Here is a 23,807-nt window from a genome sequence, read left to right as displayed (position 1 = left end):
GGCTCAAAGACCGCGACCTCGGCCGCGTCCCCACCGCCGACAAGACCACCGACTGAACATCAACAACCACCGAGAGGGGTCCACTTTCGGCCGTCGCCAGGGGGTCCAGATTCAGCCGTCGTTGACACCTGGCCCGCGCCTGGGCATGCCCGCGGTCGGTGCCGGCGCCCCTGCTCCGGCGCGGCCGTAGAGGCCGTGGAGCCGCCAGAGCAGCTCGACCGGGACCAGGTGATGCGAGCGACGTGGTTCGGCATTGACCACGATCCCGAGTGACAGCCAGGCCCCGCGACTTGCGCAGACACCGGCCAAGCCCTCAGGTCCGGGTCGCTCTGGCCTGATGGAGGTCGGGGAGCGAGAGCCCGCCGCGGTCGGTCGCCGCGACCGCGGCCACGAGGACCCAGAGCGTCGCGCCGAAGGCGAGGTTGAAGAGCAGGTCGGGTGTGCCCGCCATGGCCGGGGAGGTGAGGACGAACCCCATGACACTGATCGGCAGGTGCATGAGGATGGCCAGCAGCACGCTCTGGGTACGGCCGTAGACCCACACCATGAGCAGCCGGTAGGCCAGCATCCACGAGAAGACCGCGGCCACGGAGAGCACGCGGGGGACCGCTCCGGAGTCAGCTGTGGCGAACAGCGACAAGTGCAGCACGCACCACATCAGCCCCACGATGAGTCCGGTGGCCCACAGCCCGTGCCGCTGACCGAGTTCGTGAGTGGCGAACCCCGTCCATGCGATCTCCTCGAAGAAGGCGGCGACCAGGCCCACGACGAGACCGGCGACCAGCAGGCTCGCCTTGTCGTCTGTCGTCAGGATGCCGGGGATGAACGCGTCCGAGGTGAGCGACAGCGCGCCTTGGGTCGCCGTCCACAAGATCGGGGCGGTGAGCAGCGCGATCGCGTACCAGCGAAGACCCACCCGCCATCGGAGCAGTCGCGACCGCAGATCGCGCAGCCCCGCCCTGCCATAGGCGAAGGCGATCACCAGGATGGCCAGCAGGGCGAAGACGGGGTTGCCCGCCATCATCGCCACCATTATGGACGGATCCAGATCTGCCGCGGAGCTCAGCTCGGCGTCGGTACCGATGAGGTTGGTCGTACCCAGGAAGGCGCCAGGACCGACGAAAACGAGGGTGGGACCGAGTCCGAGCGTCAATACCAGAACATAGAAGAGCAGGACCGCGTGCCTCGTGATGAAAGCACGAGTGGGCGTGTGTTGCCTTACCTCCATGTTGCGGCCCTGCCTTCCTCCTGCTGCACCTCGCCGCCTCGCGGGCAGCCGGCCCGAGCGCACGCGCAGCGACGGCGAGATCGAAGGCCCGACGCAGCTCCGGTTCGTCCTCCGCCGGGACATACGGCGCGACGCGCTGCACCTCTCCGGACGCCATCGCGGCCCGAGCGGCGGAGACCACCGGCCCATCCAAGGAATCGCAGTGCGGGGGCATCGTGCTCACCTCCTTGCCTTCGGCAACGACGTGGCGGGCTGCGACTGATCCACTTGACCTACCGCAGCGAAAGAGCGCTCATCGAGCGGCGCCATCACGCCCCTGTCACGACGTGCCCGTCGACCCACCTCTCCAGGGCGGGCACCCCGAGCAGGACCAGAACGCCTGCGCTCCCCAGTGCGTGGATCAGCGCGTTGAACCACGGGGTGACCTCACCGGCCTGCTGGGCGGCGACCCAATAGGGGACCAGCACGATCAGGCCGAGGACCGCTGAAGTGAGCGCGACCGTCTCCCACCAGGGCAGCCTGGTGAACAAGCCGTAGGTGGCCAAGGTGAAGCCGGCGAGCACGGCGAGCGCGAGCACCTGCGTCACCGCCCACCAGGCTCCCCGCGTCGAGATACCCGGGCTCGCGAACATCGGGGTCAACCACAAGAACGTGGTACCGAAGAGGAACAACGCGACCCCACCAACAGTGCGGATCGTGAACACCGTACCCACCTCCGCCGCCGAATCTGTGCCTCGGAAGGGGATTCGGCGAGGGGTCGACCGTCCCATCCCCGACGGCCCTTGGTCCGCCCGACTGCGCCCCCACGTCCCCGTGGAACCCCGCCGACGTAGGGCGAGATCGGCCGACGACACCGGGAAGCCGGATGCCGACGGCACAACACGAACATCGCGCTCGGTGGGGCGTTGCTGGCCGAGCTGGCGCTCATGAAGCGCGTCGATGTGGGTCCTTGCCGCGAGCCACGCCCGCGGCGGCTACCGCCGTCGGCGCAGGAGCGCCGCGACAGGAACCATCAGGGTCTTGGTGATCTCGCTGGAGAGCCGCAGCCACCAGCGCAGTGGGCCCGGGACGACCAGGAAGTCGCCGGAGGCCGCGGACCGCAGAACCTGGCGCACGCCCCCGTCGTCGAGTGCCAGGTCGCCATGCCCGGGGGTGTTGACCTGCAGCATGGAGACACCCCCGCCTCGCTCGGCGGAGTCGACCTCCCCGACGTGCTCGACGAGACGGCGGACGCCGCTGTTGTCCGACAGCACCTCGGCCGTGAAGCGCTCGACGCCCTCCTCGGCAGCACGGCGAGCCAGGTCGTGGGCCAGCGCGGTGCCCAATCCTCGCTGCTGCCAGTCATCGGCCACGGTGATGGCCATCTCGGCGACGGTGCGGTCGTCCTCGTCCCGAATCCATCGGGCCTCGCCGACCACCTTGTCGCCCTCTCCGTCGCCGGCCACCGCGACGAGCGCTTCATGGTCGCGGTGGTCGACGTCAGCCAGCCGCCGCAATGCCCTGTCCGACACGGTGGGCTTGCCACCCAGGAATCGCTGGTAGCGGGAGGTGTTGCTCAGCTCCTCGAACATGGCGCCGAGCCCGTCCTGGTCTTCGGGGCGAAGCGTGCGCACGAGCACCTCCTCGCCGGAGCGGAGGCGGACGCCATGGTGCACCGTCGGCGGATCGGAGCCTTCGGGAGACATGCCCCGAGGAAACCGGACGCCCGCCGGCATGCCAACTCCGCGCTGGTGACGCACCTCCGCCCGAGCCCGCGGGCGTCCGGGCGGGCGTCCGGTAGCGGTCCCCGAGCGGGGGTCCGAGGTCCCTGGCGGTGCGGGCCTCGGACACGTTTCGTCGCTGCCAGGCGGTGTCGAGGTACACGAGGCAGAGGAGGCCCCATGCGTTCTGCGAACAGGTCACGCTCAGCTGGTGGGCGTGGGCTCCTCGGGCTGCGGCGCCGGCCGGGCCGGCTGGCGTTGGCGGTGTTCCGGCTGCCGTTGGTGGCCTACCGGCACAACGCCGGACCTGCGGTGGGCCGGACGTTCGTGGCGTTCACACATCTCGGCCGGGTGACCGGCCAGCCGCACCAGACGGTGGCGATGGTGCTGCGCTTCGACCGGGCCGACCACGAGGCCGTCGTCTGCGCCGCCTGGGGGCCGCAGACCGACTGGTACCGCAACCTGCGGGTCCGGCCGGCGGTGAGGGTGCAGGTCGGCGGCGAGACCTTCGCCCCGCAGCAACGGTTCCTCACCGACGACGAGGCGTTCGAGGTCGCCGTCGAGTTCCGCCGCGAGCATCCCTACCGCCTGCGCTTCATCAGCAGCGTCCTCGGGTGGGGCGACCTGCGCGACGACGCCGCCGTCCGGGAGTTCACCAGGACACACCCCTTCGTCGCGTTCCGTCCCGGGCCGACAGCTCCGGACCCACCCGGCAGCGTGCCGGACTCGTAGCGCCCGAGGCTCCACCTGAGATCCCGGAGCTCCGCCTGACCGCCGCCGGAGCCACTCGCGTCCGGGACGTGCCCCGCGCTCGGGTGGCCGTTCGAGGGGGCAGGTGTACCGGGTGGCAAGGGACGTCCGCCCCTCCCGGATGGCCGGCGGTCGTGTCGACGATGCGCCCATGAGGTTCACCGGCAAGGACGTCATCGCGACCGGTCTGGTCGCCGTCGTGGTCGTCGTGTACGTCGTCTTCCTCGCCGTGGGGCGGGTGTGGTTCGTCGACACGGTGCGCGAGATGGCGATCGTCGTGCTGATCGGTGGGGTCCTGAGCCGTTCCCTCGGCGGACGGGCGGGCTTCCATCCGCGGTGGCCGGCCGTGGTCGCCAATTTCGCCACTCTCGGGCTCGGCATCCTGGCGATGATCACCGGGAGCAGCGCCGTGCTCGCGGTCTTCGTCGTCGCGACGGCGGCGCTCGTCGCCGCCGCCCTCGTCGTCCAGGCCCGCTCCGGCCGGCCGGGCGGGAAGGCCACCGGGGCGAAGGAGCCGGTGCGATGAGCCGCGCTCCACACGGTGCCTCGCCCCTGCTGGAGGCGATCCTCAACCTCGCGCACTTCCACAAGGAGCACGAGCGCTTCTATTCCTCCTCACCGCTGGACACCGCGCTCCAGCTGCAGCGCCACGCGCGCACGCTGCAGGCGCTCGCCGACCGTTGGGCCGCCGTCACTCCCTCCGCCCGCGCCGCGAGGAATCCCTACGAGGGCGCCGAGGACCTCAACAGCGAAGCCGCCATCGCCCTCGACGGGGCTCTGTTCATGGAGGGTGAGGGTCGTCCCGCAGAGATCACCGCGATGATCAGGGAGCTGCGGACCGACGCCGAGGGGTTCGCGGCCGGTGGTGAATGGCTCGCCGACGCCATGCGGAGCAGCTGGAAGGTCGCCGCCGCGACCATGGAGATCGACGAGCTCGCCGACGTCCTGGGCGAACGGCACCGCATCATCACCAACGACTGGCTGGCGGCCCACATGCAGTCGGTGACGGCCCACATGCTGTTCCGTGCCGCGGAGATGCTCGAGTACGTCGACTTCACCCCCGCCGCACTGCGCGCCGACCTGGCCGGTGCCCGGATCAGCCCTCGGCGTCTGCACTCAGCCGCAGAGGTGATCTCGCGAGCCGCGGATCTCTGCTGCGAGTCCTCCCGCCTGGTGCACGACAACGAACGCCGGTGGCGCGTCTTCCGGGAGCGGGCCGACCAGGTCGTCCACGCCCTGCAGGCCGCGTCGTCACCCGGACCATCGGCCGGTGCACCGACCGATGACGAACCGCCCTCCTGATCGGAGGCCGGCGCTGCGCGCGCGTCCGAGACGCGCCATGCCGATGTCGGCGACGACAGCAGCGTCCTCGCCGGTCTCGGCGACTGCCTCGGGTGGCGAAGTCACCGACGAGTGCCAGAGCGAGTGGGCTGGTCGTCGCCGAGGGCAGATCGAGGCGACGGGACCTCACCGGCGGGGGCACGCCACGCGAGCGCGTGTGCGAGGGCTGCGTCGACCTCGCCGGCGTTCACCCCGTACGCGACGACGGTCGCCACCGGGTCGCCCGTGTTGGTGTCCCGGGCGACCTCGCGACGCGCGTAGGGGGCAACTCGCTCGGCAAGGCGGAACAGCAGGGACGCGACGAGCTGGCGGAACATGGGGCGCCTTCCGATGGGTGTCTGCGGGTGCGCAGTGGCAGCACCGTCGCCCCATCATCGATGTCCGAGTCGTTCCAGTTGCAACGAACATGACCCGATCGGCCCTATGGGCTCGCGCCCGTGCCGGCCCGTCCGTACAGCGACCGCAGCTGACAGATGCGTGAACGGGAGTACCTCCTGGTGCTTCGGAGCGGGGTTCGGGACGACCTGGACGTGGAAGACCGACCGGGTCGGCGCCGAGGCGCTCGTACGCGGCGCGGGAGCCCCCTATGCGGCGGCCGCGCGCTCGATGTCGTCATAGAACCGGACGACGGCGACCCGGTCGTCGGCATCGCGCTCGCAGACCGCGAGTCCCGCCTGGGGCGGCTGGTCGCGGTTCCCCCAGCGCGTGCAGGTGTACTCGAGGGCGCAGCGGGTGCCGTCGTCGGTGGTGGCGCCGATCCCGAGCAGGATGCTCCCGCCCCCGCGGAAGCACCGCGCGAAGTACGAGTCGACCCCGTGGTGCTCGGCCGCGTCCGGTTCGCGGAGGTATCCCGCCGGCGCGAACACGCCGACGGCGGCCTCGGCGTCGCCGGTCGCCAGTGCTTCCACGAGCCGGCCGACGACACCCGGCGGACGGGCGTGGGCGGGGGCGAGCAGCGGTGGCCGGACGTGATGGCGCCCGTCGACGGGCCACCGGCTGCAGTACGTCCGGAACCGGATCGACCGCTCGCCGTCGGCCTCGGCGACGATCGCGACCGGCCACGCCACCGGCAGCCCGCCCGCGTCCAGGTGCGCCGTCAGCTCCAGCACGGCGCGGCCGGCGGCGACCGTGCAGGCGACCGGTTCGCTCCGGGCCCGGTGCTCGGCGAGCCACCGGCCGCTGCGGCGCACGAACAGGCGCAACGCCCGATGGCCACGGATCTCACCGGCCACCGGGTCGTGCACCACGACCTCGTCGGGCCAGATGGCCTCGAGATCCTCGACTCTCCTGCTGTCGAGGGCGTGGACGTACGCCCCGCCCGGGTCGACCCGACCGGCCGCCTGCCTCTGACGCCGCGCCAGCTCGGCGGCATTGGCGAAGTCGGGGAACCACGGCACGTCCGTCGTCCTAACGCTCGAGCAGCTGCTGGCCGCCGTCGATGTCGTACGTTGCGCCGGTCAGGGCGGTGTTGGTCATGAGGTGCACCGCGAGGGCGGCGACGTCCTCGGGCTCCACGACCCGTCCGATGGGCAGAGTCGCCCGCAGCTGCTCGCGACGGGCGTCGAGCTGGTCCCCGAGCAGCGACGCCGAGAGCGGGGTGTCGACGAAGCCGGGCGCGATGAGGTTGATGCGCGCCGGGGCCAGTTCGAGAGCCAGACCGGCGACCAGGGCCTGCATCGCCGCGGACGTCGCCGACGCGAGCGCGAGCCCGGCCGCCGGGCGCCGGGCGCCCGTGCCGCCCACGAACAACAGGCTCCCGCCCGGACGGAGTCGCCCCCGGAGGCTGCGTGCGAGGTGCAGGGGAAGCCAGAGGTGCTCCTCGACCGAGCGGTGGGCCCGGTCGAAGTCCAGCTCGGCCAGCGGTGCGTAGTACGGACCGCCTGCGGTGACCAGGACGTGGTCGATCGACGGCAGGCCCGCGAGGAAGGTCTCGAGACGCGGGATGTCCGTGACGTCGAAGGCTTCGGCGCTGCGCGCCCCGACCTCGGCGGCCGCACGGCGCAGCCGCTCGGGATCCCGGGCGGCGAGGACGACGTCGGCCCCTTCGGCCCGTGCCCGCCGGGCAGTCTCGAACCCCATCCCGGCGCTGCCGCCCAGCAGGACCACGGTTCGGCCCGCCAGGGACTCGGAGGTGGGGTGCAGTGGCGCGGGCGCGGTGGTCATGCGGACTCCTGTCGGGTCGCCGCGACGGCCGGCCGCCGCGTGGCTCGGATGGCGCCGTCGAGCGTCTTGAGGGCTGCGACGTAGATCTCGGAGAAGGTCGGGAAGGGCTGGATGACGTCCCGCAGCACGGTCAGGGGGACGCGGGCGCGGATGGCCAGCGTGGCCTGCTGGAGCCATTCGCCCGCCTCGGGGCCGAGGGCGTGGGCGCCGGTGAGCCGGTCGCCGTCGGAGAGCAGGGTGAGGTGGCCTGCCGCGTCCGCGTAGGCGCGGGTGTAGGTCGCGGTCTTCGCCACCTCGGACACCATCGCCGTCGCCGAGAACTTCGCCGTGGTGGCCCCCACGGAGGCCGCCTGGGGGTCGGTGTAGACGACGCCCGGCACGGCCTCGTAGTCGGCGTCGCGAGGCTCGCCGAGCAGGTTCGCGGCGAGGACGTCGCCCTGGTACTTCCCGACGTGGGTGAGCAGCCGCATGCCGGTGACGTCGCCGACGGCCCAGAGGCGCTCCCCGGCGCGCATCCGGGCGTCGACCGGGATCCCGCGCGGGTCGGGGTCGATACCGACGGTCTCCAGCCCGATGCCGGCGGTGCGTGGCCGGCGGCCGGTGGCGACCAGGAGCCGGTCCCCGCGCAGCTCCCGGCCGTCGTCGAGGGTGAGCACGTAGTCGGGCCCCTCTCGGCGGGCCCGGGTCGCGTGCACGCCCAGCGCGAGCTCCACCCCCTCACGGCGCAGGACCTCCCCGAGCGCCTCGCCCAGGGGTGCCGGCTCCTTGGCCAGCACACGCGGTGAGCCGTCGACCAGGGCCACCTCGCCGCCCAGGCGTCGCACCGCCTGCGCCATCTCCACTCCGACGGGGCCGCCGCCGAGGACCAGCAGCCGGCGGGGCACGGCGGTCATGGCGGTGACCTCGCGGTTGGTCCACACGCCCTCGAGCTCGCCCAGCCCCGTGATCGGCGGCACGACCGGGTCGGCACCGGTCGCCACGACGACGTCGGCGGCGGTGTGGCGCACGCCGTCGACCTCGACGACGCCGGTTCCCGCAAGCCGGCCGTGTCCCCGCAGGAGGGCGATGCCCTTCTCGGCGAGGTAGCGCTCCTGCCCGGCGTCGGTGTGGTCGGAGACCATGAAGTCGCGCCAGGCCAGGGCCGCAGCCACGTCGACCTCTGCGGTGGCCGCCGCCTCCCGGGCCTCGTGCACGGCCTCGCCGGGCCGCAGCAGGGTCTTCGACGGGATGCACGCCCAGTACGAGCACTCGCCGCCGACGAGCTCGCGCTCCACCAGCGCCACGCGCATCCCGCCGTCGGCGAGCTCGCCTGCGGTGTGCTCCCCGGGCGATCCTCCACCCAGGACGATCACGTCGTAGTCGTCGCTCACCGCCGCACCGCCTCGGTGTGGCGGGTCGCGCGCGCGACCGCGTCGTCCGAGGTGTCGCCGTCCTGCCGGGCGACGATGTAGGCGGCGTACCAGTCCGACCAGTCGTGCGCGGGAGCGGTCGGTTCGTACTCGCCGTGGTGCGACTCCGTCTCCCGCAGGAGGGCCGCCAGCGTCGTCACGTCCATGTCGATCTCCGTTCCGTGGTCGGTTCAGCGTCCCGGGAGGCGCTCCTGGATCTCCTGGAGGAACCATCGGTTTCCGTCCGGGTCGAGGAACGACGCGAACGACCCGTAGCTGCGGCGCTCGGGATCGACGCCGGCGACGAGCGCAGCGTCGTCGGCGTGGTGGAACACACCGCCCGCATCGTGGAACGGCTCGCTGACCTCGGCGCCGCGAGCGACGAGCTCCGCGCGGGCCTTCTCGAGATCGAGGACGATCAGGTGGAGGCCCTGGCTCGAGCCCGGGATCGCGGTGGTCACTCCGCGACCGAAGATGATCGAGCAGCCGGACCCCGGCGGCGTCAGCTGCACCACCCGGAACGCCGGGTCTGTGGTCACGTCGGCGTCGAGCCGCCACCCGAGACCGCGGTAGAACTGCAGGGCCCGATCGACATCCGCGACGGGGATGACGACGACCTCCAGCGCCATCGTCTGCTGCTGCTCCGTCGCGTCGACGGCGCTGTCGGGGCTGGTCTGCAGACTGCTCATCGGGTCCTCCGAGGGGCTCACGGGGTCGGCTGAGCAGTCCAGTAAGTCACCGGGCCACGGACCCAAGGGCCAATTCCCCGGCGGTTCCTCGCGGTCCACGAGACCTTCCGGGCCCGCCGCCGGTGGTGCGAGAATCCCGTCGGCCTCGACGGGGGGGACAGGGTGGCCGCACCTCATCGACGACGCGCCCGCCCGGACGCATGACGGGGCTCGCGAGACTCACCGCCGACCAGGAACGCGACCTGGTCGTCGCCGCCGAGTCCGGCGACCTCGACGCCTGCCGCCGGCTCGTCGACGCCTTCATCCCCTCGATCGCCGCCCTGGCCCGCCGCTTCCCCGACGGTATCGGGGTGCAGCGCCAGGAGCTCCTGCAGGAAGGGGTGGCGGGGCTGCTGTTCGCCGCCCGGCGGTACGACCCCGGCCTCGGCACCCCGTTCTGGGCCTACGCGTCCTACTGGGTGCGCAAGGCGATGCAGGACCTCGTCGCCGAGCTGACCATGCCGATCGCCCTGTCCGACCGGGCGGTGCGCGGTCTGTCGTCCATCCGCGCCGCCCGCGACGACCATCTGCGGCGGCACGGGACCGAGCCGACCATCGATGAGCTGGCGCGGGCCACCGGCCTCGACCGCGACCAGGTGGCGCGCCTCCTCGCCGCCGCGCGCGCCCCCCGCAGCGTCGAGGAACCGGGGGGCGAGAACCGGGACGGCGCCATCGCCGAGCACGTCCGCGACGCGCACGCCGAGCAGGCCTTCGAGCGGGTGCTCGACGACATCGAGGTCCGCGAGGTCCGCGACCTCACCGAGCGGCTCGCCGAGCGGGAGCAGGCCGTGCTCCGCGCCCACTACGGGCTGGGCACGCCCGCCCAGACCCTCCAGCAGATCGGCGAGGCCCTCGGCCTGAGCGCCGAACGTGCGCGCCAGATCGAGTCCGGTGCGCTCGGCAAGCTGCGCTCCGCGCTGGCCCGACCGGCTCCGCGCCCCGGTACGACATGATCGGCGGCCCGCGTGCCATGACCCGGGGTAACCTCCACTCACCAGTCGGTAGGGGAGACGGCAGCCCATGAGCACGGACATCACCGCTCTCCAGCACCAGGCGCTCGTCTACGACTCCCTCGACGAGTACGTCGTGCGGGCGGCCGCCTTCCTCCGCGAAGGCCTGGAGCACGGCGACGGCGCCGTCGTCGCGCACACCCGGGCAGGGATCGCCGTCATGCGCGAGGCGCTCGGGGCGGACGCCGACGCCGTGCGGTTCGTGGACGTGGGGGAGGCCTACACACGACCCGCGCACACCCTGGCCGCCTACCACGACGTGTACGCCGACCAGCTGCACCGCACACCGTCGCTGCGCGCGGTCGCCGACGTCCAGTTCGGCCCCGACCCGGGCGAGTGGGACCTCTGGACCGCCTACGAGGCCGTGTTCAACGAGTCGTTCGCCCACCTGCCGGCCCGGGTGCTGTGCACCTACGACGGCAGCAGGCTGCCCGAGCGGATCCTCGACGCCGTGTGGCGGACCCACCCGACCGTGCTCACCGAGGACGGAGCGCGCACCAGCGACTGCTATGAGGAGCCCGACCAGGTGCTCCGGCGCATCGCCACCCCGTCGGCGCCGCTCCCGCAGCTGCGCTCGATCGGCTTCGGTCGCGACGCCGAGGAGTTCCGCGAGCGCCTGGCCAGGGAGATGAACCTGGCCGGGACGCCCGCCGGCAGATCGCTCGACATGCTCCTCGCCGCCACCGAGGTCGCGGCCAACGCGGTCACCCACGGCGGCGGCATCCGCGACGTCCGCGCCGGGTCGGCCGGGGGACGCTTCGCGTGCGAGATCGTCGACGCCGGCCCCGGCTTCGACGACCCCCTGGCCGGTTACCTCGCGCCCCGGGCCGGGTCCGGCAGCGGCCTGTGGATCGCCCGTCAGCTCACCTGGTCGCTCGAGTTCTTCCACGGCCCGCGTGGCTTCACCGCCCAGATCCTGCTCTGACCCCGCCTCGCCACCCGAAGGTGACCACGTAGGCCCGCGCGATCGGCGTCGAGGGAGACGATCTCGACGGTGCGCGCGAGGATCCGGGCCGGATTCACGGACCGTCCGGGGAGCCCGAGCGCCCGCCCTCACGGGATGAGGGCGAGCGCTCGGGCGCTCGGGTCGACGGGGTACCAGGCGTGCACCGAACGCCGCGATCGGTGGTCTCGGCCCCGGCCGCTGTTCACCGACGGGCGGGGCAGACCTGCGGCGCTTCCCGTGAGCACCGGTGATGCCGCGTGGGTTCCCGTGACCCGAGCACGGGCGTCACCCGGGGGCCGGCGTCTTCTCCTCCGACGTCGGCGTGGCCGATCGAAGCCCGTGAGGGGATGTGTACAAAGCCTTCGATCCTCGAACAACCGCTGAGCGGAGCAACCGCGCCGACCTGGTCGCCGTGGACGGGTGACCGGGCGGCCGTCCCCGGAAGGGCTGGCCCGTCGGAGCGAACAGGTCGGACGAGGGCGTGGGCGCGCGGGGACACCGGAACCGGCCACCGCCGGCCCGCACGGCAGGACGAACGGGGCCGGGGGTTCTCGACCCGACGTGACCGCGACGGCCGGCCCGTTCGCGGCGGATCGTGGACGCCTCCGCGGAACGCTCGGTCGGGACCGGCCCGCTCGCGACCCGGAGGCACGATCGGGAGCTCGGCAAGGGAGCGGTCATGGGGATTCTCGGATGGATCGTGCTGGGACTCGTGGTGGGTGCGCTGGCCAAGTTGGTCATGCCCGGTGACGATCCCGGTGGGTTCATCGTGACCGGCCTGCTGGGGATCGTCGGCGCTCTCCTCGGCGGCTTCATCGGCCGAGCGCTGTTCGGGACCGGTCTCGGCGACTTCTTCGACCTCCGGACGTGGGTGCTCGCCCTCGTCGGTTCGTTGATCCTGCTCGGGATCTACCGCGTGGTGACGCGACGGCGCGCCCGGACGTGACGGCGGACGGCCGGTCCACGTGGACAGCGCCCGGCCGATGATCTCCGCCTCGGCGGACAACGGTGTCTCGAGCGAGGCCCCGCCCCGGGTCAACGGCGACGGAGGCACCACGACCCTCGTCGCGGGGAGGTCGTTCTGTCTGTCCACGGACGGAAGGAGCGGACGGGTCGGCCGACGCCACCCTCCTCGTCGTGGTCGGCGCACCGTGGTTCATGGCGCTGTTCGTCGCGACTCCTTGCCCACCAGTCCCATGGCGTCCCCGATGAACCGGGAGCTCGCCTTGGGACGTTGCGCATGCTCGCCGACCTGTGGGGCAGGTAGGTCAACCGCTCACCGAGGAGGAACCCGGCCGCAACGTCCACGAGGTGCGGTGTGGTCGATGGGGCTGCTGGGCGAGCTGCACCGGTGAGGCCCTGACGGGCGCGGAGCCCCACGACCGGCGCCGGACCCCCGGCAGCGCGCCGTCGTGCCAGGGGAGCCGTCGTGCCCAGGGGAGCGGCCGGCGAGGTCGTCCGGCTGCGGGCCGAGGTGCTGCGGGGGGCGCGCCCGGTGCGGTCCCGCCTCTTCGGCCCGACGGGTCGGAATCGCGGCGGCGGCGTCGCCCCGGGCGTACGGGATCACCCGCCCGCCCACTGCGGTGGCCTCCTCGCGGTCATCCCTCCATGTCGAACGATCCCTGCGTCACCTCCGAGAGGCGATCTCCATGACAGACGAGCTACGCGGCCTCACCGTCGCGATCCTCGCCACCGACGGCGTCGAGCGGGTGGAGCTCGAAGCACCGCGCGGCGCGCTCTACGGGGCGGGCGCCCGCACCGAACTGTTGTCGATCCACGACGGCGAGATCGCCGCCCGGCAGATGGACCTCGACCCGGCCGGCACGTTCTCGGTGGACCGTCAGGTGGGCGAGGCCTCGGTGGACGACTACGACGCGCTGCTGCTGCCCGGGGGCACGATGAACCCCGATCAGCTGCGCACCGACCCCGACGCGATCGGGTTCGTGCGCTCCTTCGTCGACTCCGGGAAGCCGGTCGCCTCGATCTGCCACGGCCCGTGGACGTTGGCCGAGGCCGACTGCGTGCGCGGGAAGCGGCTGACGTCGTGGCCGAGCATCCGCACCGATCTGCGCAACGCCGGCGCCGAGGTCGTCGACGAGGAGGTCTGCGTCGACGGCCAGTTCACGACCAGCCGGGGCCCCCAGGACATGGCCGCCTTCTGCGCCGCGGTCGTCGAGCAGTTCGCCAAGGCCCCCGCCGCCAGCGCCTGACCCACCGCCCGACCCAGTCCGTCCGATCGAGAGGAAAACAGCATGAAGGCAGTCGTCTACCACGGTCCGCACCAGGTCAGCGTCGATGAGGTCCCGGACGCCCGCATCGAGAAGCCCACCGACGTCCTGGTCCGCATCACCTCGACGAACATCTGCGGCTCGGACCTGCACATGTACGAGGGGCGCACCGACTTCGAACAGGGCCGCATCTTCGGTCACGAGAACCTCGGCGAGGTCGTGGAGGTCGGTGACGCCATCGACAAGGTCGCGGTGGGGGACATGGTCTCCGCGCCGTTCAACGTCAGCTGCGGGCACTGTGAGAACTGCGAACACACCCTGACCAACTACTGCCTGCGCGCCAACGAGCCGGGGATGGCCGGCGCGGCCTACGGGTTCGCCGACATGGGGCCCTGGCCCGGGGGGCAGGCCGAGTACCTGCGCGTGCCGTGGGGCGACTTCCAGTGCCTGCGCCTGCCCGAGGACGCCGGTGACAAGCAGGACGACTACGTCATGCTCTCCGACATCTTCCCCACCGGCTGGCACGCGGTGGAGATGTCCGGGCTGAAGCCGGGGGAGAGCATCGTCATCTACGGCGGCGGCCCGGTCGGGCAGATGGCCGCGCTCTCGGCCGTCACCCGCGGCGCCGCGCAGGTGATGGTCGTCGACCGCCATCCCGACCGGCTGCGGCTGGCCGAGCAGATCGGCGCGATCCCGATCGACGACTCGAAGGCGTCGCCGGTCGATCAGGTGATGGAGCTGACGAAGGGCCGGGGCGCGGACCGCGGCTGCGAGTGCGTGGGCTACCAGGCGCACGACCCGCAGGGCCACGAGGACAACGCCGACACGCTGAACAAGCTGGTCGCCTCGGTGCGGTTCACCGGTGGCATCGGCACCGTCGGGGTGTTCGTCCCGCAGGACCCCGGCGGCCCCGACGAGCTGTCCCAGCAGGGCAAGGCCCGCTTCGACTTCGGCAACTTCTGGTTCAAGGGCCAGCAGATGGGCACCGGGCAGGCGCCGATCAAGCGCTACAACCGCCACCTGCGCAACCTCATCGCCGCCGACAAGGTCAAGCCCTCGTGGATCGTCTCGCATGACCTGTCCCTCGACCAGGCGCCGGAGGCCTACAAGCACTTCGACGCCCGCGAGGACGGCTGGACCAAGGTCGTGCTCCACCCCGGACAGAGCGCCTGAGCGGGGTGCGGGAGGTATGCAGATGAGCAGGACGGTGGTCGACCCGGCAGCCTGGGCCGGGCGGGCGATCGACACCGTCCGTGACTTCGTCGGGCGCACGGAACGACCCGCGAGCAAGGACGTCGCCCGCCCGCGCCGGTGGCTGGTGGTCACGGTCTACCGGCAGCCCGACGACGTCCGGACCCGGGTCGACGGCTCCGGCCCGCTGAGCCGGATGCGCAACGAGATCGAGCTGACCATCCGCCCGGCGCCGGGAGACAAGGGCACCGAGCTGGCGGCCCGCCCGACGGCCCCGGATGGGGGTTCGGTCGACCAGCGCCGCCGGCTGCGCGCCGCGTTGCGCGAGACCAAGTCGGTCCTCGAGTGCGGCGAGGTCGTCGAACCGTCCCGTCCGGGGTCGAGCCACCCCGGACCGGCCGGCCAGGTGCTCCGCGCGGCCACCGCGCGGGCGTGGGGAGAGGGGCGACTGTGAAGGCGTTGTGCTGGGAAGGTGTCAACAAGCTCGCCGTCGAGCGCGTCCCGGATCCACGGATCCAGAACGCTCACGACGTGATCGTCAAGGTCCGCTACACCACGTCGTGCGGCTCGGACCTGCACCTGCTCGACGGCTACATCCCGGCCATGGAGGCCGGCGATGTGATCGGCCACGAGTTCATGGGCGAGATCGTCGAGGTCGGACCCGAGGTCACCAACCACCAGGTCGGGGACCGCGTGGTGGTCGTGTCGTTCATCGGCTGCGGGAGCTGCTGGTACTGCGACAACGATCTGTGGTCGCTGTGCGACAACACCAACACCAACCCCGGGATCACCCAGGCCCTGTGGGGCCAGGACCCCGGGGGCATCTTCGGCTACTCCCACGCCATGGGCGGGTTCATGGGCAGCCACGCCGAGTACGTGCGGGTCCCGTTCGCCGACCACGGGGCGTTCACCGTTCCCGAGGAGATCGACGACCTGACGGCCCTGTTCGCCTCCGACGGCGTCCCGACCGGCTGGATGGGTGCCGACCTCGGCGGGGTCGGACAGGGCGACACGGTCGCCGTGTGGGGCGCCGGAGGGGTCGGGCAGATGGCCGCGCGTGCGTCGATGCTGCTCGGCGCCGAGCAGGTGATCGTCATCGACCGGCTGCCCGAGCGGCTGGCGATGGTGCAGACCCACGTCGGCGCGGAGACCCTCGACTACAGCAGCACCGACGTCGGCGCGGAGCTGCGCGAGCGCACCGGCGGCCGCGGGCCCGACGTGTGCATCGAGGCCGTCGGCCAGGAAGCCCACACCTACGGCCCCGAGTACCTCTACGACAAGGTCAAGCAGCAGCTGCGCCTGGAGAACGACCGGCCCCCCGCGATCCGCGAGGCGATCATGGCCTGCCGCAAGGGCGGGTCGGTGTTCTCCCTCGGGGTGTTCGCCGGGCTGGTCGACAAGTTCCCGCTCGGGGCGCTGATGAACAAGGGCCTGACGCTGCGCGGCGCCCAGCAGCACGGCCAGCGCTACGTCCCCATGCTGCTCGACCGCATCGCCCGTGGCGAGATCAGCACCAGCCACCTCGCCACCCACGTGATGTCGTTGGACGAGGGCCCGCACGGCTACGACCTGTTCAAGAACAAGCAGGACGGCTGCGTCCGCGCGGTCTTCCGGCCCTGAACGCCCGCCGTCCTGCCCGCGTCCTCACTCCGACCCGGGCAGGACGGCCGGGTCGGCGACGACGGCGGCGCGCACGGCGACGTGCAGGTTCAGCCGGGTGTCGGTGTGGGTGAGGTCGTGCCCCGACAGTTCCCGGATGCGCTGGAGGCGGTAGCGCAGCGTGGAGCGGTGGATGTGCAGCGCCGCCGCGGTGGCGTCGTAGTTGCCGCCGTGGTCGAGGTAGACCCCGAGGGTGTGCACCAGATCGGCCTGCCGTTCGGCGTCGTAGGCGAGCAGACTGCCGATCCAGTCCTCGACGAACGCGCCGGCCTCCCGGCGGCCCTCGGGGGTGGCGAGGAGCCGGTAGAGGCCGAGATCCTCGAACGTGAGCAGGCCCCGGGGGTCGGCCTGGCGCGTGCGGACCGTGAGGGCCTGCATCGCCTCGCGGTACGAGCGGGGCAGGTGCTCGGGCCGGTCGACGTAGCTGCCGACCCCGACGGCCGGCGCGTCCTGCAGCACGTGGGTGAAGGCGTCGTGGACGGCTTGCCAGGCCGACCCGGAGCGCGGCTCGTGCGACCCGGTCGCCCCGACGCCCGAGCCGGTCGCTGGGCGGCCCGACCAAGGTGCGGTCGGTGACCCGTCGCCGAGCCACGCGCCGGGGGTCCCGCACACGAGGATCGCGGTCTGCCCGCGGAGGGTGCCCAGGTAGGGCATGTCGAGGCTGCGGGCGGCCTGCTCCACCAGGTCGCCCACGGCCTGGCCGTCGGGCCAGTGCCCGTGGCGGGGTCGGACGGCCAGCACGCGATGGGGGCCGGTGAGGTCGTGGCCCAGGGCCGACGCCTGTCCGACCCGCCGATCGACCTCGGCCTCGAGGCCGTCCTGGTCGCACTCGAGCAGCACCGTCTCCACGAGGTCGTGGCGCAACCGCAGTTCGGTCCTCGCCAGGTGGCGGCGGTGCAGCAGGTGCAGCGTGAGGGCGCCCGTCGCGAGACCGATCGCGTGCAGGGCCCCGGCCCGGGGACTGCCGGGGCGTGCGTCGAGCTCCGGTGTCTTGTCGGGTGGCTCGAGGGTGCCCTGCGGATCGAGGACGACGACCACGCCGAGGACGGTGCCGCGGGACACGGCCAGACTCGCCAGCTGGTCCCGTACCCGCACCGGGCCCGTCATCCGCCGCGCCGCGTCGACCAGGCGGTCGCGTTGGGCGCGCGTCAGCCGCGAGCAGGGCGCCTGGCCGTCGGCCCTGCCGCGGGCAAGGACGTGCCCGAACGGGTCCTCCACGGCCACGCCCAGGCCCAGGTGCTCCTGGAGCACCTCGGCGATCCCCTGCTCCGGGACGTCGGCGACCAGGGCCTCGCTCAGCTGGTGCTGGAAGCGGTACTCACGGGCCAGAGCGGTCTCGACCTCCGCGCGGGCCTGTCCGTCGCTCAGGGCCTGGCCACCGGACGAGGACCCTTCGGCGGACCGACTGTCCACGAAACGATCACCCCGAACCATGTCTTCCGGACTACCCCTACATCGGCGCGGCGCAATCTCTCGATCACCTCTGCGCGATTCGCTCCCCGGACAGATTCCGGCGACCGTTCCGGATGAGTGATCAGAGATCGCGGCAGGCGACCAGCCACGCGACCTCGTGGAGCTTGGTGTTGGTGGTCTGGGAGGCGCGCCGCAGGCGTGCGAAGGCCTCGTCGGCATCCACGTCGTAGCGGTGCATGAGCATGCCCTTGGCCTGTCCGATGACGTCACGCCGGCCGAGCGCACCCTCCAGCTGCTCCAGCCGATCGACGGCAGCGAGGCCGAGCGAGGCGTACGCGACGAACAGGCCCGCGGACCGCTGGATCCGCCTCCGCGTCGAGGGGTCGTCGAGGGCGTGCCCCGTGAGGTGGAGGTTCACCGCCCCCGCCGGGGACGTGCTGGTGAGAGGTACCGAGAGGCTGGCCCGCACACCGCGTCGTGCGGCCTCCGGCACGAACCGGGGCCATCGCGTCTCGGTGGCCGCGTCGGGGAGCGTCACGGTGCGGGCGCCGGCGATCGCGTCGATGCACGGGCCCTCCGCCATCCGGATCTGGGTCCGGTCGACGGCCTCCGCGGTCTCGGTCGTGTGCGCCGCGGACGACAGCTCGTCGCGAAGCCGCACCGCGACACCGGCGTCGCGGACACCCGGCACCACCGCCGCGGCACCCGCCGCGACCCGCGCCAGCGCGTCGGCGAGCCGCTCGCTCCCGGCGATCAGTCGCGCCGACGCCAGCAGCACCGCCGAGAGCTCGTCCGCCTCGTCCGCCTCGTCCGCGGCCTCGGATGGGCATGGTGTGCCGGCCCCGTCCTCCCCGTCCATCGTCACCAGCGACCCCTGTCGTCGAATCAGCGCCCGCCGGCACCGTGCCCTCCGGCCGCCCGGTCGGGCATCGGCCCCGTCGGTCAGGAGCTGCGCCACGCCTCTCGCCCGCGAGGACGAGCAGGTGCTCGTCGCGCGTCAGGCCGGTGCCCGGCTCGCTGACCACAACGGCGTGGACCCTGCCGGCCGTCTCGACCCGGTGGACCACATTCGGCGACGCCACGTCGCCCTCGGCGGACGAGATTCACGGTCGGCGCACGCACCGGCACGGTGAGTGGGCTACCACCTCTTCCGAACGGACCACGAGAGGAGGACCTGCCATGAGAGCGGTGCTGTCGAGCGGGAGGACCACCGGGCGGGAGACCGCGGAGGAGCTGGCGCGGGGGCTGGGGATGTTCAGCCTGGCGCTGGGTTCGGCGCAGCTCGCCGCTCCGGTCGCGGTCGCACGACTGGCGGGGGTCCGGGCTGACGGGCCGACCGTCCGGGGGGTCACCTCGCTGTGCGGCGTCCGGGAGCTGGTGCAGGGCGCAGGCATCCTCAGCGGCCGCGGGACGGCGGGCTGGCTGTGGAGCCGGGTGGCGGGCGACGTGCTCGACGTCGCCACCCTCGCAGTCGGCGCCGCTCGGAGGGGCGCGGCGCCGGCGCGTCTCGGGCTGAGCCTGGCAGCGCTCGCCGGGGTGACCGTCGCGGACGTCGTGGCCGCCCGCGGGCTGTCCCGGCGCGGCGACGACGGCGCCGACGAGTGCCGGGCCGTCGCCGCCGTCACCGTCAACCGGTCCCGCGCGGAGACCTATCGCCACTGGAGCGACCTCGAGCACCTCCCGGAGTTCATGGCGCACCTGCGCTCGGTGCGCGTGGAGGCGTCGGGGCGTTCGCACTGGGAGGCCGTCGGGCCGGCCGGGTCGACCGTCCGCTGGGACGCCGAGATCGTGGAGGACCGCGAGGACGAGGTCATCTCCTGGAGGTCCGTCGGGGACGCCGACGTGGAGAACACCGGCTCGGTGCGGTTCCGCGACGCGGCAGGCGGGCGGGGCACGGAGGTCGTGGTCGAGCTGCGCTACCGCCCGCCCGGCGGCCGCGCCGGTGCCGTCGCCGCGAAGCTGCTCGGCGAGGAGCCGAACCAGCAGCTGCGCGACGACCTGCGCCGCTTCAAGCAGGTCCTGGAGATCGGCGAGGTCGTCCGCTCGGAGGGCAGCCCCACCGGCCAGTCCACCCGTCAGCAGCTCGCCCAACGACCGGCCCAGCCGGTCGCCTGAGGCGGGCCGGAGAGGAGACGATCATGCGAGCCAACTGCTGGACCGGAAAGCGGTCGGTGGAGGTCCGGGAGGTTCCCGACCCGACGATCCTCAACCGGCGCGACGCCATCGTGAAGATCACGTCGACCGCCATCTGCGGCTCCGACCTGCACCTCTACAACGGCTTCATCCCCACGATGCGTGAGGGCGACGTCCTCGGCCACGAGTTCATGGGCGAGGTCGTCGAGATCGGCCCCGGGGTCGACGGCCTGTCGGTCGGCGACCGCGTCGTGGTCCCGTTCCCCATCGCCTGCGGGGTGTGCGGGGCCTGCGAGCGCGGGATGACCGCGCTGTGCGAGAACTCCAACCCCAACGCGGGCATCGCCGAGAAGCTGCTGGGTCACTCGCCGGCCGCTCTGTTCGGCTACTCCCACATGCTCGGCGGCTACCCCGGTGGCCAGGCCGAGTACGCCCGGGTGCCCTTCGCCGACTTCGGGGCGCTCAAGGTGGAGTCGGACCTCTCCGACGAGAAGGTCCTCTTCCTCTCGGACATCTTCCCCACCGGGTACATGGGCGCCGACATGGCCGAGGTCGGTCCCGGCGACGTCGTCGCGGTCTGGGGCGCCGGTCCCGTGGGCCAGTTCGCCATCGCGAGCTGCTTCCTGCGCGGCGCCGAGCGTGTCATCGCGATCGACCGCATCGACCACCGGCTGCGGCTGGCGCAGGAGACCGGCGCGGAGACGCTGGACTTCGAGCAGGTCTCCGTGCCCGAGGCCCTCGCGGAGATGACCGGGGGGCGCGGGCCGGACAAGTGCATCGACGCGGTGGGGATGGAGGCCCACCACGCCAACCACGCCCTGCACGCCTACGACCGCGCCAAGCAGGCGGCGATGCTCGAGACCGAGCGCCCGCACGTCCTGCGCGAGGCCGTCATGAGCTGCGCCAACGGTGGCATCGTCTCGGTCATCGGCGTCTACGGCGGGTTCACCGACAAGTTCCCGATGGGGTCGTTCATGAACCGGTACCTGACGATGCGGGCGGGCCAGTGCCACGTGCACCGCTACATGCCGACGCTGCTCGACCACGTCCGCAACGGCGACATCGACCCGTCCTTCGTCATCACCCACCGGATGCCGCTCGACGACGCGCCGAAGGGCTACCGCACCTTCCTGGAGAAGGCCGACGACTGCGAGAAGGTCGTCCTCACTCCGTAGTCAGGTGCACGAGCGACCCCCGACGGATCAGGAGACGGACGTGTCGGACGAATCCGGGGCCCATGACATCCGGGTGGGGCCGTTCCTCATCGATGTCCCACGCTCGATCGGCTACTTCGGCGGCGTCGGCGTCGCGCTGGCGCTGGGACTGGTCGATCCGCCCCTGGCGGTGTTCATCGGTGCGGCCCCGTTCCTGGTGATGCTCACGCACCGGTCGCTCCCGGTCCCGATCCGTTTCGTCGGGGAGGCCCTCGAGGGCGCGGCGAGACCCATCGGGGGCGAGAACGACGGGTACGTGCAGTTGGAGGACGAACAGGCGGACAGGGAGCGTGCCCGGGCGCTCGCCGCGACGGTGCGGCGCGGGGAGGCCACCGGCCCCTCGGGCCGCGCACAGGCGGCTGGTCGGCCCTAGACCGTGTCCGGTGGCCATGAGATTCCAGGGCGGGGTGGCGTGGAAGGTGATCGCGCCGCGGTGGTTGATGGCGGTGTGTCGGGGCGGCTGGCGATGCCGCGCCACTGCTTGAGCCGGCTGAAGCGGCGTTCCACGACGTCGCCGGCGAGACCTGTCCGTGGCCGCGTTGCCGCTCGTGCGGCGCGCGGTCGGGGCGGGGGTGTGCCCCGCGGGGGTCGGCGAGGTTTGCCGTCCGGGCTGCGCAGTCCACCCTCGCCGTCACGCCGGGAGAGCCCGCGGTGTGCGTGGTGGGAGGACCGATGACCGATCTCGACCAGGATCAGGGGGCGAGCTCGGTGGCTGACGGTCGCCGGACGCTGGTGGTGGGCCTGCTCGCCGATCCCGACACCCCCGCGGAGCTCGCGGCGAAGCTGGCCGAGGACCTGCCCGACGAGCTCGCCGCGCAGGTCGACGGCGAGATCACGTGGGATGTCCGCACCATGACCCACCCGGTCACCGCCTCGGTGCAGGACCCCGAGGAGGTCCTGCGCGCGGTGGCCGACCAGACCTCCCACACGGACTGGGACATCGGGATCTACCTCACCGACCTCCCCATGCAGCACGGCGAGCGGCCGATCCTGGTCGACCTCGACCACGACCGCCGCGTCGCCGGGCTCTCCCTGCCCAGCTTCGGCCCGTTCCTGCAGCACCACGAGGTGCGCAACGCGATCGTCCGCCTGGTCGCCGACCTCATCGGCACCGCCGACGCCGGCCTCGACCGCGGCCAGCACCACCCGAGCCGGATCGGCCGCGCAGCGGCGAAGCACCTGCAACCGGTGCACGCGTTGCGGGTCGGGGAGGGCGAGCACACGCGGCGCTACGTCACGACCCCGTGGCGCGGGCGGGCCCGCCTGCTCGCCGGCATGGTGCGCACCAACCAGCCCTGGCGCCTCGTGCTCGGCATGCGCAGCGCGCTGGCCGCCGTCGTGGGGACCAGCGCCTACCTGACCATCACCTCCACCATCTGGCTGCTCTCCACCCGGCTCGGGATCGGCAAGCTCACCCTGACCTCCGTGCTGTCGATCGCGCTGATGGTCGCCTGGATCATCGGCGCCCACCACCTGTGGGAACACGCCCGCCACGAGGGCGAGCGCGAGGAGACCGCCCTCTACAACGCCTCCACCGTGCTCACCTTGAGCATCGGCGTGCTGGTCATGTCCGCCGCGGTCTACGTGCTCACGCTGCTCGGATCCCTCTTCTTCCTCGAACCCTCGGTGCTCGGCTCGAGCCTGGGCCGCCCACCGACCCTCGGCGACCACCTGCTGCTCGCCTGGCTGGCCACCGGCCTGGCCACCGTCGCCGGCGCGCTGGGCTCCGGGCTCGACAGCGAGGACGCCGTGCGCCGCGCCGCCTACGGCTACCGCGAACGCCAGCGCCGCGACGAGATCGGCCAGGACGCCGAGGACGACGAGGAAACGGAGAACACCGACGGTCGAACGTCGTCGTCCGGCTGAGGCGTGTCTGCCGGATCGTCGGGCGACTTCAGCTCGCTGCCGACGAGGACACCCGCGACGAGGGCGAGCCCGACCCGGCATGTCGACGCCGAGCGGGCTTCTTGCGAACGGTGGGACGAAGCCCCCCGGCACGGACACGGTGCACCGTGGTGCCCATGGCGACCAGGACGACGGGCCGACCGAGCGCGTCCCACACCGGTATCTTCTCGTCGATCGAGGCGCGCCCCGGGGCGACGCGTCAGGAGGAGCTCGTCGAGCTGGAGCACACCCTGCGAGGGGCGATCATGAGCACGCTCGCCGAGGCCGCCGGTCCGATCACGATCGCGTCGGCGCAACGTGCCGATCAGTACTCGGCTCTGGCTCTCGCCGGCGCGCTCGACGCCTCGGCGATGAGAGCGGTCGGCGCGCACCTGCGCGGCCAGCTCGACGCCGGATCACGCCACCTCGTCATCGACCTGTCCCGTGTCGCACGGTTCGACGAGCGTCTCACCGCACTGTTGCGCAGGGTCGAGGCGAGGATGGCGGCCCGGGGAGATGTGCTCGAGCTGACCGGGCTCACCCCCAGGGTCCTGCACGGGATGGACGACGACCCGCTGGCCCGCGTCTTCGCGCTCCACCGGGCCGCCTTCGAACGCGCCCACCAGCCCGAGCTGACCTGGGCGACGCTGCGCTGCCCCGGTGGGCTCGACGAGGTGGCGGAGCCGCACACGGCGGCTCGGCACCGCGCGGTCATCGACACCGGGACGGGCCGCATCCCCCGACAGGCCGGGTGGCGCCCCCACCCAGCCGGCGGTCCGCCCCCGGCCGGCGACGGTGGCTGACGAGCGGGGAGCGCGAGCCAGGCCGACG

25 protein-coding genes and 1 pseudogene are annotated in these 23,807 nt (G+C 72.6%); 15 read left to right on the top strand and 11 right to left on the bottom strand.

From position 1 onward, the window contains the following. Positions 1 to 313 precede the first annotated feature (313 nt). The 4 genes and pseudogenes from PGB27_RS22545 to PGB27_RS22535 all read right to left on the bottom strand — a co-directional run bounded on the left by PGB27_RS22545 (position 314) and on the right by PGB27_RS22535 (position 2,913). Positions 314 to 1,153 carry a CPBP family intramembrane glutamic endopeptidase gene (locus PGB27_RS22545; RefSeq protein WP_274202664.1) on the bottom strand — a complete coding sequence of 280 codons (840 nt, stop codon included), beginning with the start codon at positions 1,151 to 1,153 and terminating at the stop codon, positions 314 to 316. 118 nt (positions 1,154 to 1,271) lie between these two features. Then, positions 1,272 to 1,442: pseudogene (locus tag PGB27_RS29475) on the bottom strand (DUF6448 family protein); the annotation flags it as partial. Positions 1,443 to 1,536: 94 nt separating this feature from the next. Then, positions 1,537 to 1,932, bottom strand: a complete 396-nt coding sequence (locus PGB27_RS22540) for a hypothetical protein (protein WP_274202663.1) — start codon at positions 1,930 to 1,932, stop codon at positions 1,537 to 1,539. A gap of 270 nt (positions 1,933 to 2,202) precedes the next feature. Then, complete coding sequence (locus PGB27_RS22535; RefSeq protein WP_274202662.1) at positions 2,203 to 2,913, bottom strand: GNAT family N-acetyltransferase; 711 nt, start codon at positions 2,911 to 2,913, stop codon at positions 2,203 to 2,205. 195 nt (positions 2,914 to 3,108) lie between these two features. Between PGB27_RS22535 and PGB27_RS22530 the strand changes: the two genes are divergently transcribed. The 3 genes from PGB27_RS22530 (at position 3,109) to PGB27_RS22520 (ending at position 4,980) form a co-directional block, all read left to right on the top strand. Next, positions 3,109 to 3,660: a nitroreductase family deazaflavin-dependent oxidoreductase gene (locus tag PGB27_RS22530; RefSeq protein WP_274202661.1), complete on the top strand. Its 552-nt coding sequence runs from the start codon at positions 3,109 to 3,111 to the stop codon at positions 3,658 to 3,660. Between the two features lie 169 nt (positions 3,661 to 3,829). Beyond that, positions 3,830 to 4,204, top strand: a complete 375-nt coding sequence (locus tag PGB27_RS22525; protein WP_274202660.1) for a hypothetical protein — start codon at positions 3,830 to 3,832, stop codon at positions 4,202 to 4,204. Further along, positions 4,201 to 4,980, top strand: a complete 780-nt coding sequence (locus PGB27_RS22520) for a hypothetical protein (RefSeq protein WP_274202659.1) — start codon at positions 4,201 to 4,203, stop codon at positions 4,978 to 4,980. The genes PGB27_RS22525 and PGB27_RS22520 overlap by 4 nt, the downstream gene beginning before the upstream one ends. 623 nt (positions 4,981 to 5,603) lie before the next feature. On the opposite strand, the gene PGB27_RS22515 is transcribed toward PGB27_RS22520, so the two are convergent. The 5 genes from PGB27_RS22515 to PGB27_RS22495 are packed head-to-tail and all read right to left on the bottom strand — an operon-like array spanning position 5,604 to position 9,259. Beyond that, entirely contained in the window at positions 5,604 to 6,416 is an 813-nt protein-coding gene (locus tag PGB27_RS22515) for a nuclear transport factor 2 family protein (protein WP_274202658.1), read from the bottom strand. 10 nt (positions 6,417 to 6,426) lie between these two features. After that, a complete protein-coding gene (locus PGB27_RS22510) occupies positions 6,427 to 7,182 on the bottom strand; it encodes an SDR family oxidoreductase (protein WP_274202657.1) in 756 nt (251 codons plus the stop codon). Next, positions 7,179 to 8,552, bottom strand: coding sequence for a dihydrolipoyl dehydrogenase family protein (locus PGB27_RS22505; protein WP_274202656.1), 1,374 nt, complete (start codon positions 8,550 to 8,552; stop codon positions 7,179 to 7,181). The genes PGB27_RS22510 and PGB27_RS22505 overlap by 4 nt, the downstream gene beginning before the upstream one ends. Then, complete coding sequence (locus tag PGB27_RS22500; RefSeq protein ID WP_274202655.1) at positions 8,549 to 8,737, bottom strand: hypothetical protein; 189 nt, start codon at positions 8,735 to 8,737, stop codon at positions 8,549 to 8,551. The genes PGB27_RS22505 and PGB27_RS22500 overlap by 4 nt, the downstream gene beginning before the upstream one ends. Positions 8,738 to 8,761: 24 nt before the next feature. Then, a complete protein-coding gene (locus PGB27_RS22495; RefSeq protein ID WP_274202654.1) occupies positions 8,762 to 9,259 on the bottom strand; it encodes a VOC family protein in 498 nt (165 codons plus the stop codon). Between the two features lie 200 nt (positions 9,260 to 9,459). Here PGB27_RS22495 and PGB27_RS22490 point away from each other — a divergent pair, with 200 nt between their 5' ends. The 7 genes from PGB27_RS22490 (at position 9,460) to PGB27_RS22460 (ending at position 16,293) form a co-directional block, all read left to right on the top strand. Further along, entirely contained in the window at positions 9,460 to 10,251 is a 792-nt protein-coding gene (locus PGB27_RS22490) for a sigma-70 family RNA polymerase sigma factor (protein ID WP_274202653.1), read from the top strand. 67 nt (positions 10,252 to 10,318) lie between these two features. Then, entirely contained in the window at positions 10,319 to 11,233 is a 915-nt protein-coding gene (locus tag PGB27_RS22485) for a sensor histidine kinase (protein WP_274202652.1), read from the top strand. Between the two features lie 700 nt (positions 11,234 to 11,933). Then, positions 11,934 to 12,200 (top strand): GlsB/YeaQ/YmgE family stress response membrane protein, encoded by a 267-nt coding sequence (locus PGB27_RS22480; protein WP_274202651.1) that lies wholly within the window; start codon positions 11,934 to 11,936, stop codon positions 12,198 to 12,200. Positions 12,201 to 12,903: 703 nt separating this feature from the next. Next, positions 12,904 to 13,464 (top strand): type 1 glutamine amidotransferase domain-containing protein, encoded by a 561-nt coding sequence (locus PGB27_RS22475; RefSeq protein WP_274202650.1) that lies wholly within the window; start codon positions 12,904 to 12,906, stop codon positions 13,462 to 13,464. Positions 13,465 to 13,506: 42 nt separating this feature from the next. Beyond that, positions 13,507 to 14,655, top strand: coding sequence for a glutathione-independent formaldehyde dehydrogenase (locus PGB27_RS22470; RefSeq protein WP_274202649.1), 1,149 nt, complete (start codon positions 13,507 to 13,509; stop codon positions 14,653 to 14,655). A 22-nt stretch (positions 14,656 to 14,677) separates the two neighbouring features. Continuing rightward, entirely contained in the window at positions 14,678 to 15,127 is a 450-nt protein-coding gene (locus PGB27_RS22465; RefSeq protein WP_274202648.1) for a hypothetical protein, read from the top strand. A 77-nt stretch (positions 15,128 to 15,204) separates the two neighbouring features. Continuing rightward, complete coding sequence (locus tag PGB27_RS22460) at positions 15,205 to 16,293, top strand: zinc-dependent alcohol dehydrogenase (protein ID WP_332843862.1); 1,089 nt, start codon at positions 15,205 to 15,207, stop codon at positions 16,291 to 16,293. Positions 16,294 to 16,317: 24 nt separating this feature from the next. Here the strand turns inward: PGB27_RS22460 and PGB27_RS22455 are convergent, their stop codons facing one another. Both PGB27_RS22455 and PGB27_RS22450 read right to left on the bottom strand, forming a co-directional pair. Continuing rightward, the gene (locus PGB27_RS22455) at positions 16,318 to 17,745 is read right to left on the bottom strand and encodes a PucR family transcriptional regulator (protein ID WP_274202646.1); all 1,428 of its coding nucleotides are present in this window, start codon (positions 17,743 to 17,745) and stop codon (positions 16,318 to 16,320) included. Positions 17,746 to 17,866: 121 nt separating this feature from the next. Then, the gene (locus tag PGB27_RS22450) at positions 17,867 to 18,604 is read right to left on the bottom strand and encodes a GAF and ANTAR domain-containing protein (RefSeq protein ID WP_274202670.1); all 738 of its coding nucleotides are present in this window, start codon (positions 18,602 to 18,604) and stop codon (positions 17,867 to 17,869) included. A gap of 320 nt (positions 18,605 to 18,924) precedes the next feature. Between PGB27_RS22450 and PGB27_RS22445 the strand changes: the two genes are divergently transcribed. From PGB27_RS22445 to PGB27_RS22425, 5 genes are all read left to right on the top strand, one after another. After that, complete coding sequence (locus PGB27_RS22445; protein WP_274202645.1) at positions 18,925 to 19,860, top strand: SRPBCC family protein; 936 nt, start codon at positions 18,925 to 18,927, stop codon at positions 19,858 to 19,860. 23 nt (positions 19,861 to 19,883) lie between these two features. Then, entirely contained in the window at positions 19,884 to 21,053 is a 1,170-nt protein-coding gene (locus tag PGB27_RS22440) for a zinc-dependent alcohol dehydrogenase (protein WP_274202644.1), read from the top strand. A gap of 40 nt (positions 21,054 to 21,093) precedes the next feature. Further along, entirely contained in the window at positions 21,094 to 21,465 is a 372-nt protein-coding gene (locus PGB27_RS22435) for a hypothetical protein (protein ID WP_274202643.1), read from the top strand. Between the two features lie 299 nt (positions 21,466 to 21,764). Then, a complete protein-coding gene (locus tag PGB27_RS22430; RefSeq protein WP_274202642.1) occupies positions 21,765 to 22,958 on the top strand; it encodes a GtrA domain-containing protein in 1,194 nt (397 codons plus the stop codon). Between the two features lie 155 nt (positions 22,959 to 23,113). Next, positions 23,114 to 23,779: an STAS domain-containing protein gene (locus PGB27_RS22425; RefSeq protein ID WP_274202641.1), complete on the top strand. Its 666-nt coding sequence runs from the start codon at positions 23,114 to 23,116 to the stop codon at positions 23,777 to 23,779. The last annotated feature ends 28 nt before the right edge of the window (positions 23,780 to 23,807 follow it).

The organism is Actinomycetospora lemnae (assembly GCF_028737315.1).
Lineage (GTDB): Bacteria > Actinomycetota > Actinomycetes > Mycobacteriales > Pseudonocardiaceae > Actinomycetospora > Actinomycetospora lemnae.
This window is presented reverse-complemented; position numbering and strand designations above follow the sequence as displayed.

What these genes read in the sequence shown, in the direction of transcription:
- PGB27_RS22485 (WP_274202652.1), top strand. Translation starts at nt 10,319, where the DNA reads ATGAGCACGGACATCACCGCTCTCCAGCACCAGGCGCTCGTCTACGAC.
- PGB27_RS22510 (WP_274202657.1), bottom strand. Translation starts at nt 7,182, where the DNA reads ATGACCACCGCGCCCGCGCCACTGCACCCCACCTCCGAGTCCCTGGCG.
- PGB27_RS22535 (WP_274202662.1), bottom strand. Translation starts at nt 2,913, where the DNA reads ATGTCTCCCGAAGGCTCCGATCCGCCGACGGTGCACCATGGCGTCCGC.
- PGB27_RS22500 (WP_274202655.1), bottom strand. Translation starts at nt 8,737, where the DNA reads ATGGACGTGACGACGCTGGCGGCCCTCCTGCGGGAGACGGAGTCGCAC.
- PGB27_RS22475 (WP_274202650.1), top strand. Translation starts at nt 12,904, where the DNA reads ATGACAGACGAGCTACGCGGCCTCACCGTCGCGATCCTCGCCACCGAC.
- PGB27_RS22430 (WP_274202642.1), top strand. Translation starts at nt 21,765, where the DNA reads ATGACCGATCTCGACCAGGATCAGGGGGCGAGCTCGGTGGCTGACGGT.
- PGB27_RS22445 (WP_274202645.1), top strand. Translation starts at nt 18,925, where the DNA reads ATGAGAGCGGTGCTGTCGAGCGGGAGGACCACCGGGCGGGAGACCGCG.
- PGB27_RS22450 (WP_274202670.1), bottom strand. Translation starts at nt 18,604, where the DNA reads ATGGACGGGGAGGACGGGGCCGGCACACCATGCCCATCCGAGGCCGCG.
- PGB27_RS22425 (WP_274202641.1), top strand. Translation starts at nt 23,114, where the DNA reads ATGGCGACCAGGACGACGGGCCGACCGAGCGCGTCCCACACCGGTATC.
- PGB27_RS22520 (WP_274202659.1), top strand. Translation starts at nt 4,201, where the DNA reads ATGAGCCGCGCTCCACACGGTGCCTCGCCCCTGCTGGAGGCGATCCTC.
- PGB27_RS22480 (WP_274202651.1), top strand. Translation starts at nt 11,934, where the DNA reads ATGGGGATTCTCGGATGGATCGTGCTGGGACTCGTGGTGGGTGCGCTG.
- PGB27_RS22525 (WP_274202660.1), top strand. Translation starts at nt 3,830, where the DNA reads ATGAGGTTCACCGGCAAGGACGTCATCGCGACCGGTCTGGTCGCCGTC.
- PGB27_RS22470 (WP_274202649.1), top strand. Translation starts at nt 13,507, where the DNA reads ATGAAGGCAGTCGTCTACCACGGTCCGCACCAGGTCAGCGTCGATGAG.
- PGB27_RS22495 (WP_274202654.1), bottom strand. Translation starts at nt 9,259, where the DNA reads ATGAGCAGTCTGCAGACCAGCCCCGACAGCGCCGTCGACGCGACGGAG.
- PGB27_RS22530 (WP_274202661.1), top strand. Translation starts at nt 3,109, where the DNA reads ATGCGTTCTGCGAACAGGTCACGCTCAGCTGGTGGGCGTGGGCTCCTC.
- PGB27_RS22490 (WP_274202653.1), top strand. Translation starts at nt 9,460, where the DNA reads ATGACGGGGCTCGCGAGACTCACCGCCGACCAGGAACGCGACCTGGTC.
- PGB27_RS22440 (WP_274202644.1), top strand. Translation starts at nt 19,884, where the DNA reads ATGCGAGCCAACTGCTGGACCGGAAAGCGGTCGGTGGAGGTCCGGGAG.
- PGB27_RS22465 (WP_274202648.1), top strand. Translation starts at nt 14,678, where the DNA reads ATGAGCAGGACGGTGGTCGACCCGGCAGCCTGGGCCGGGCGGGCGATC.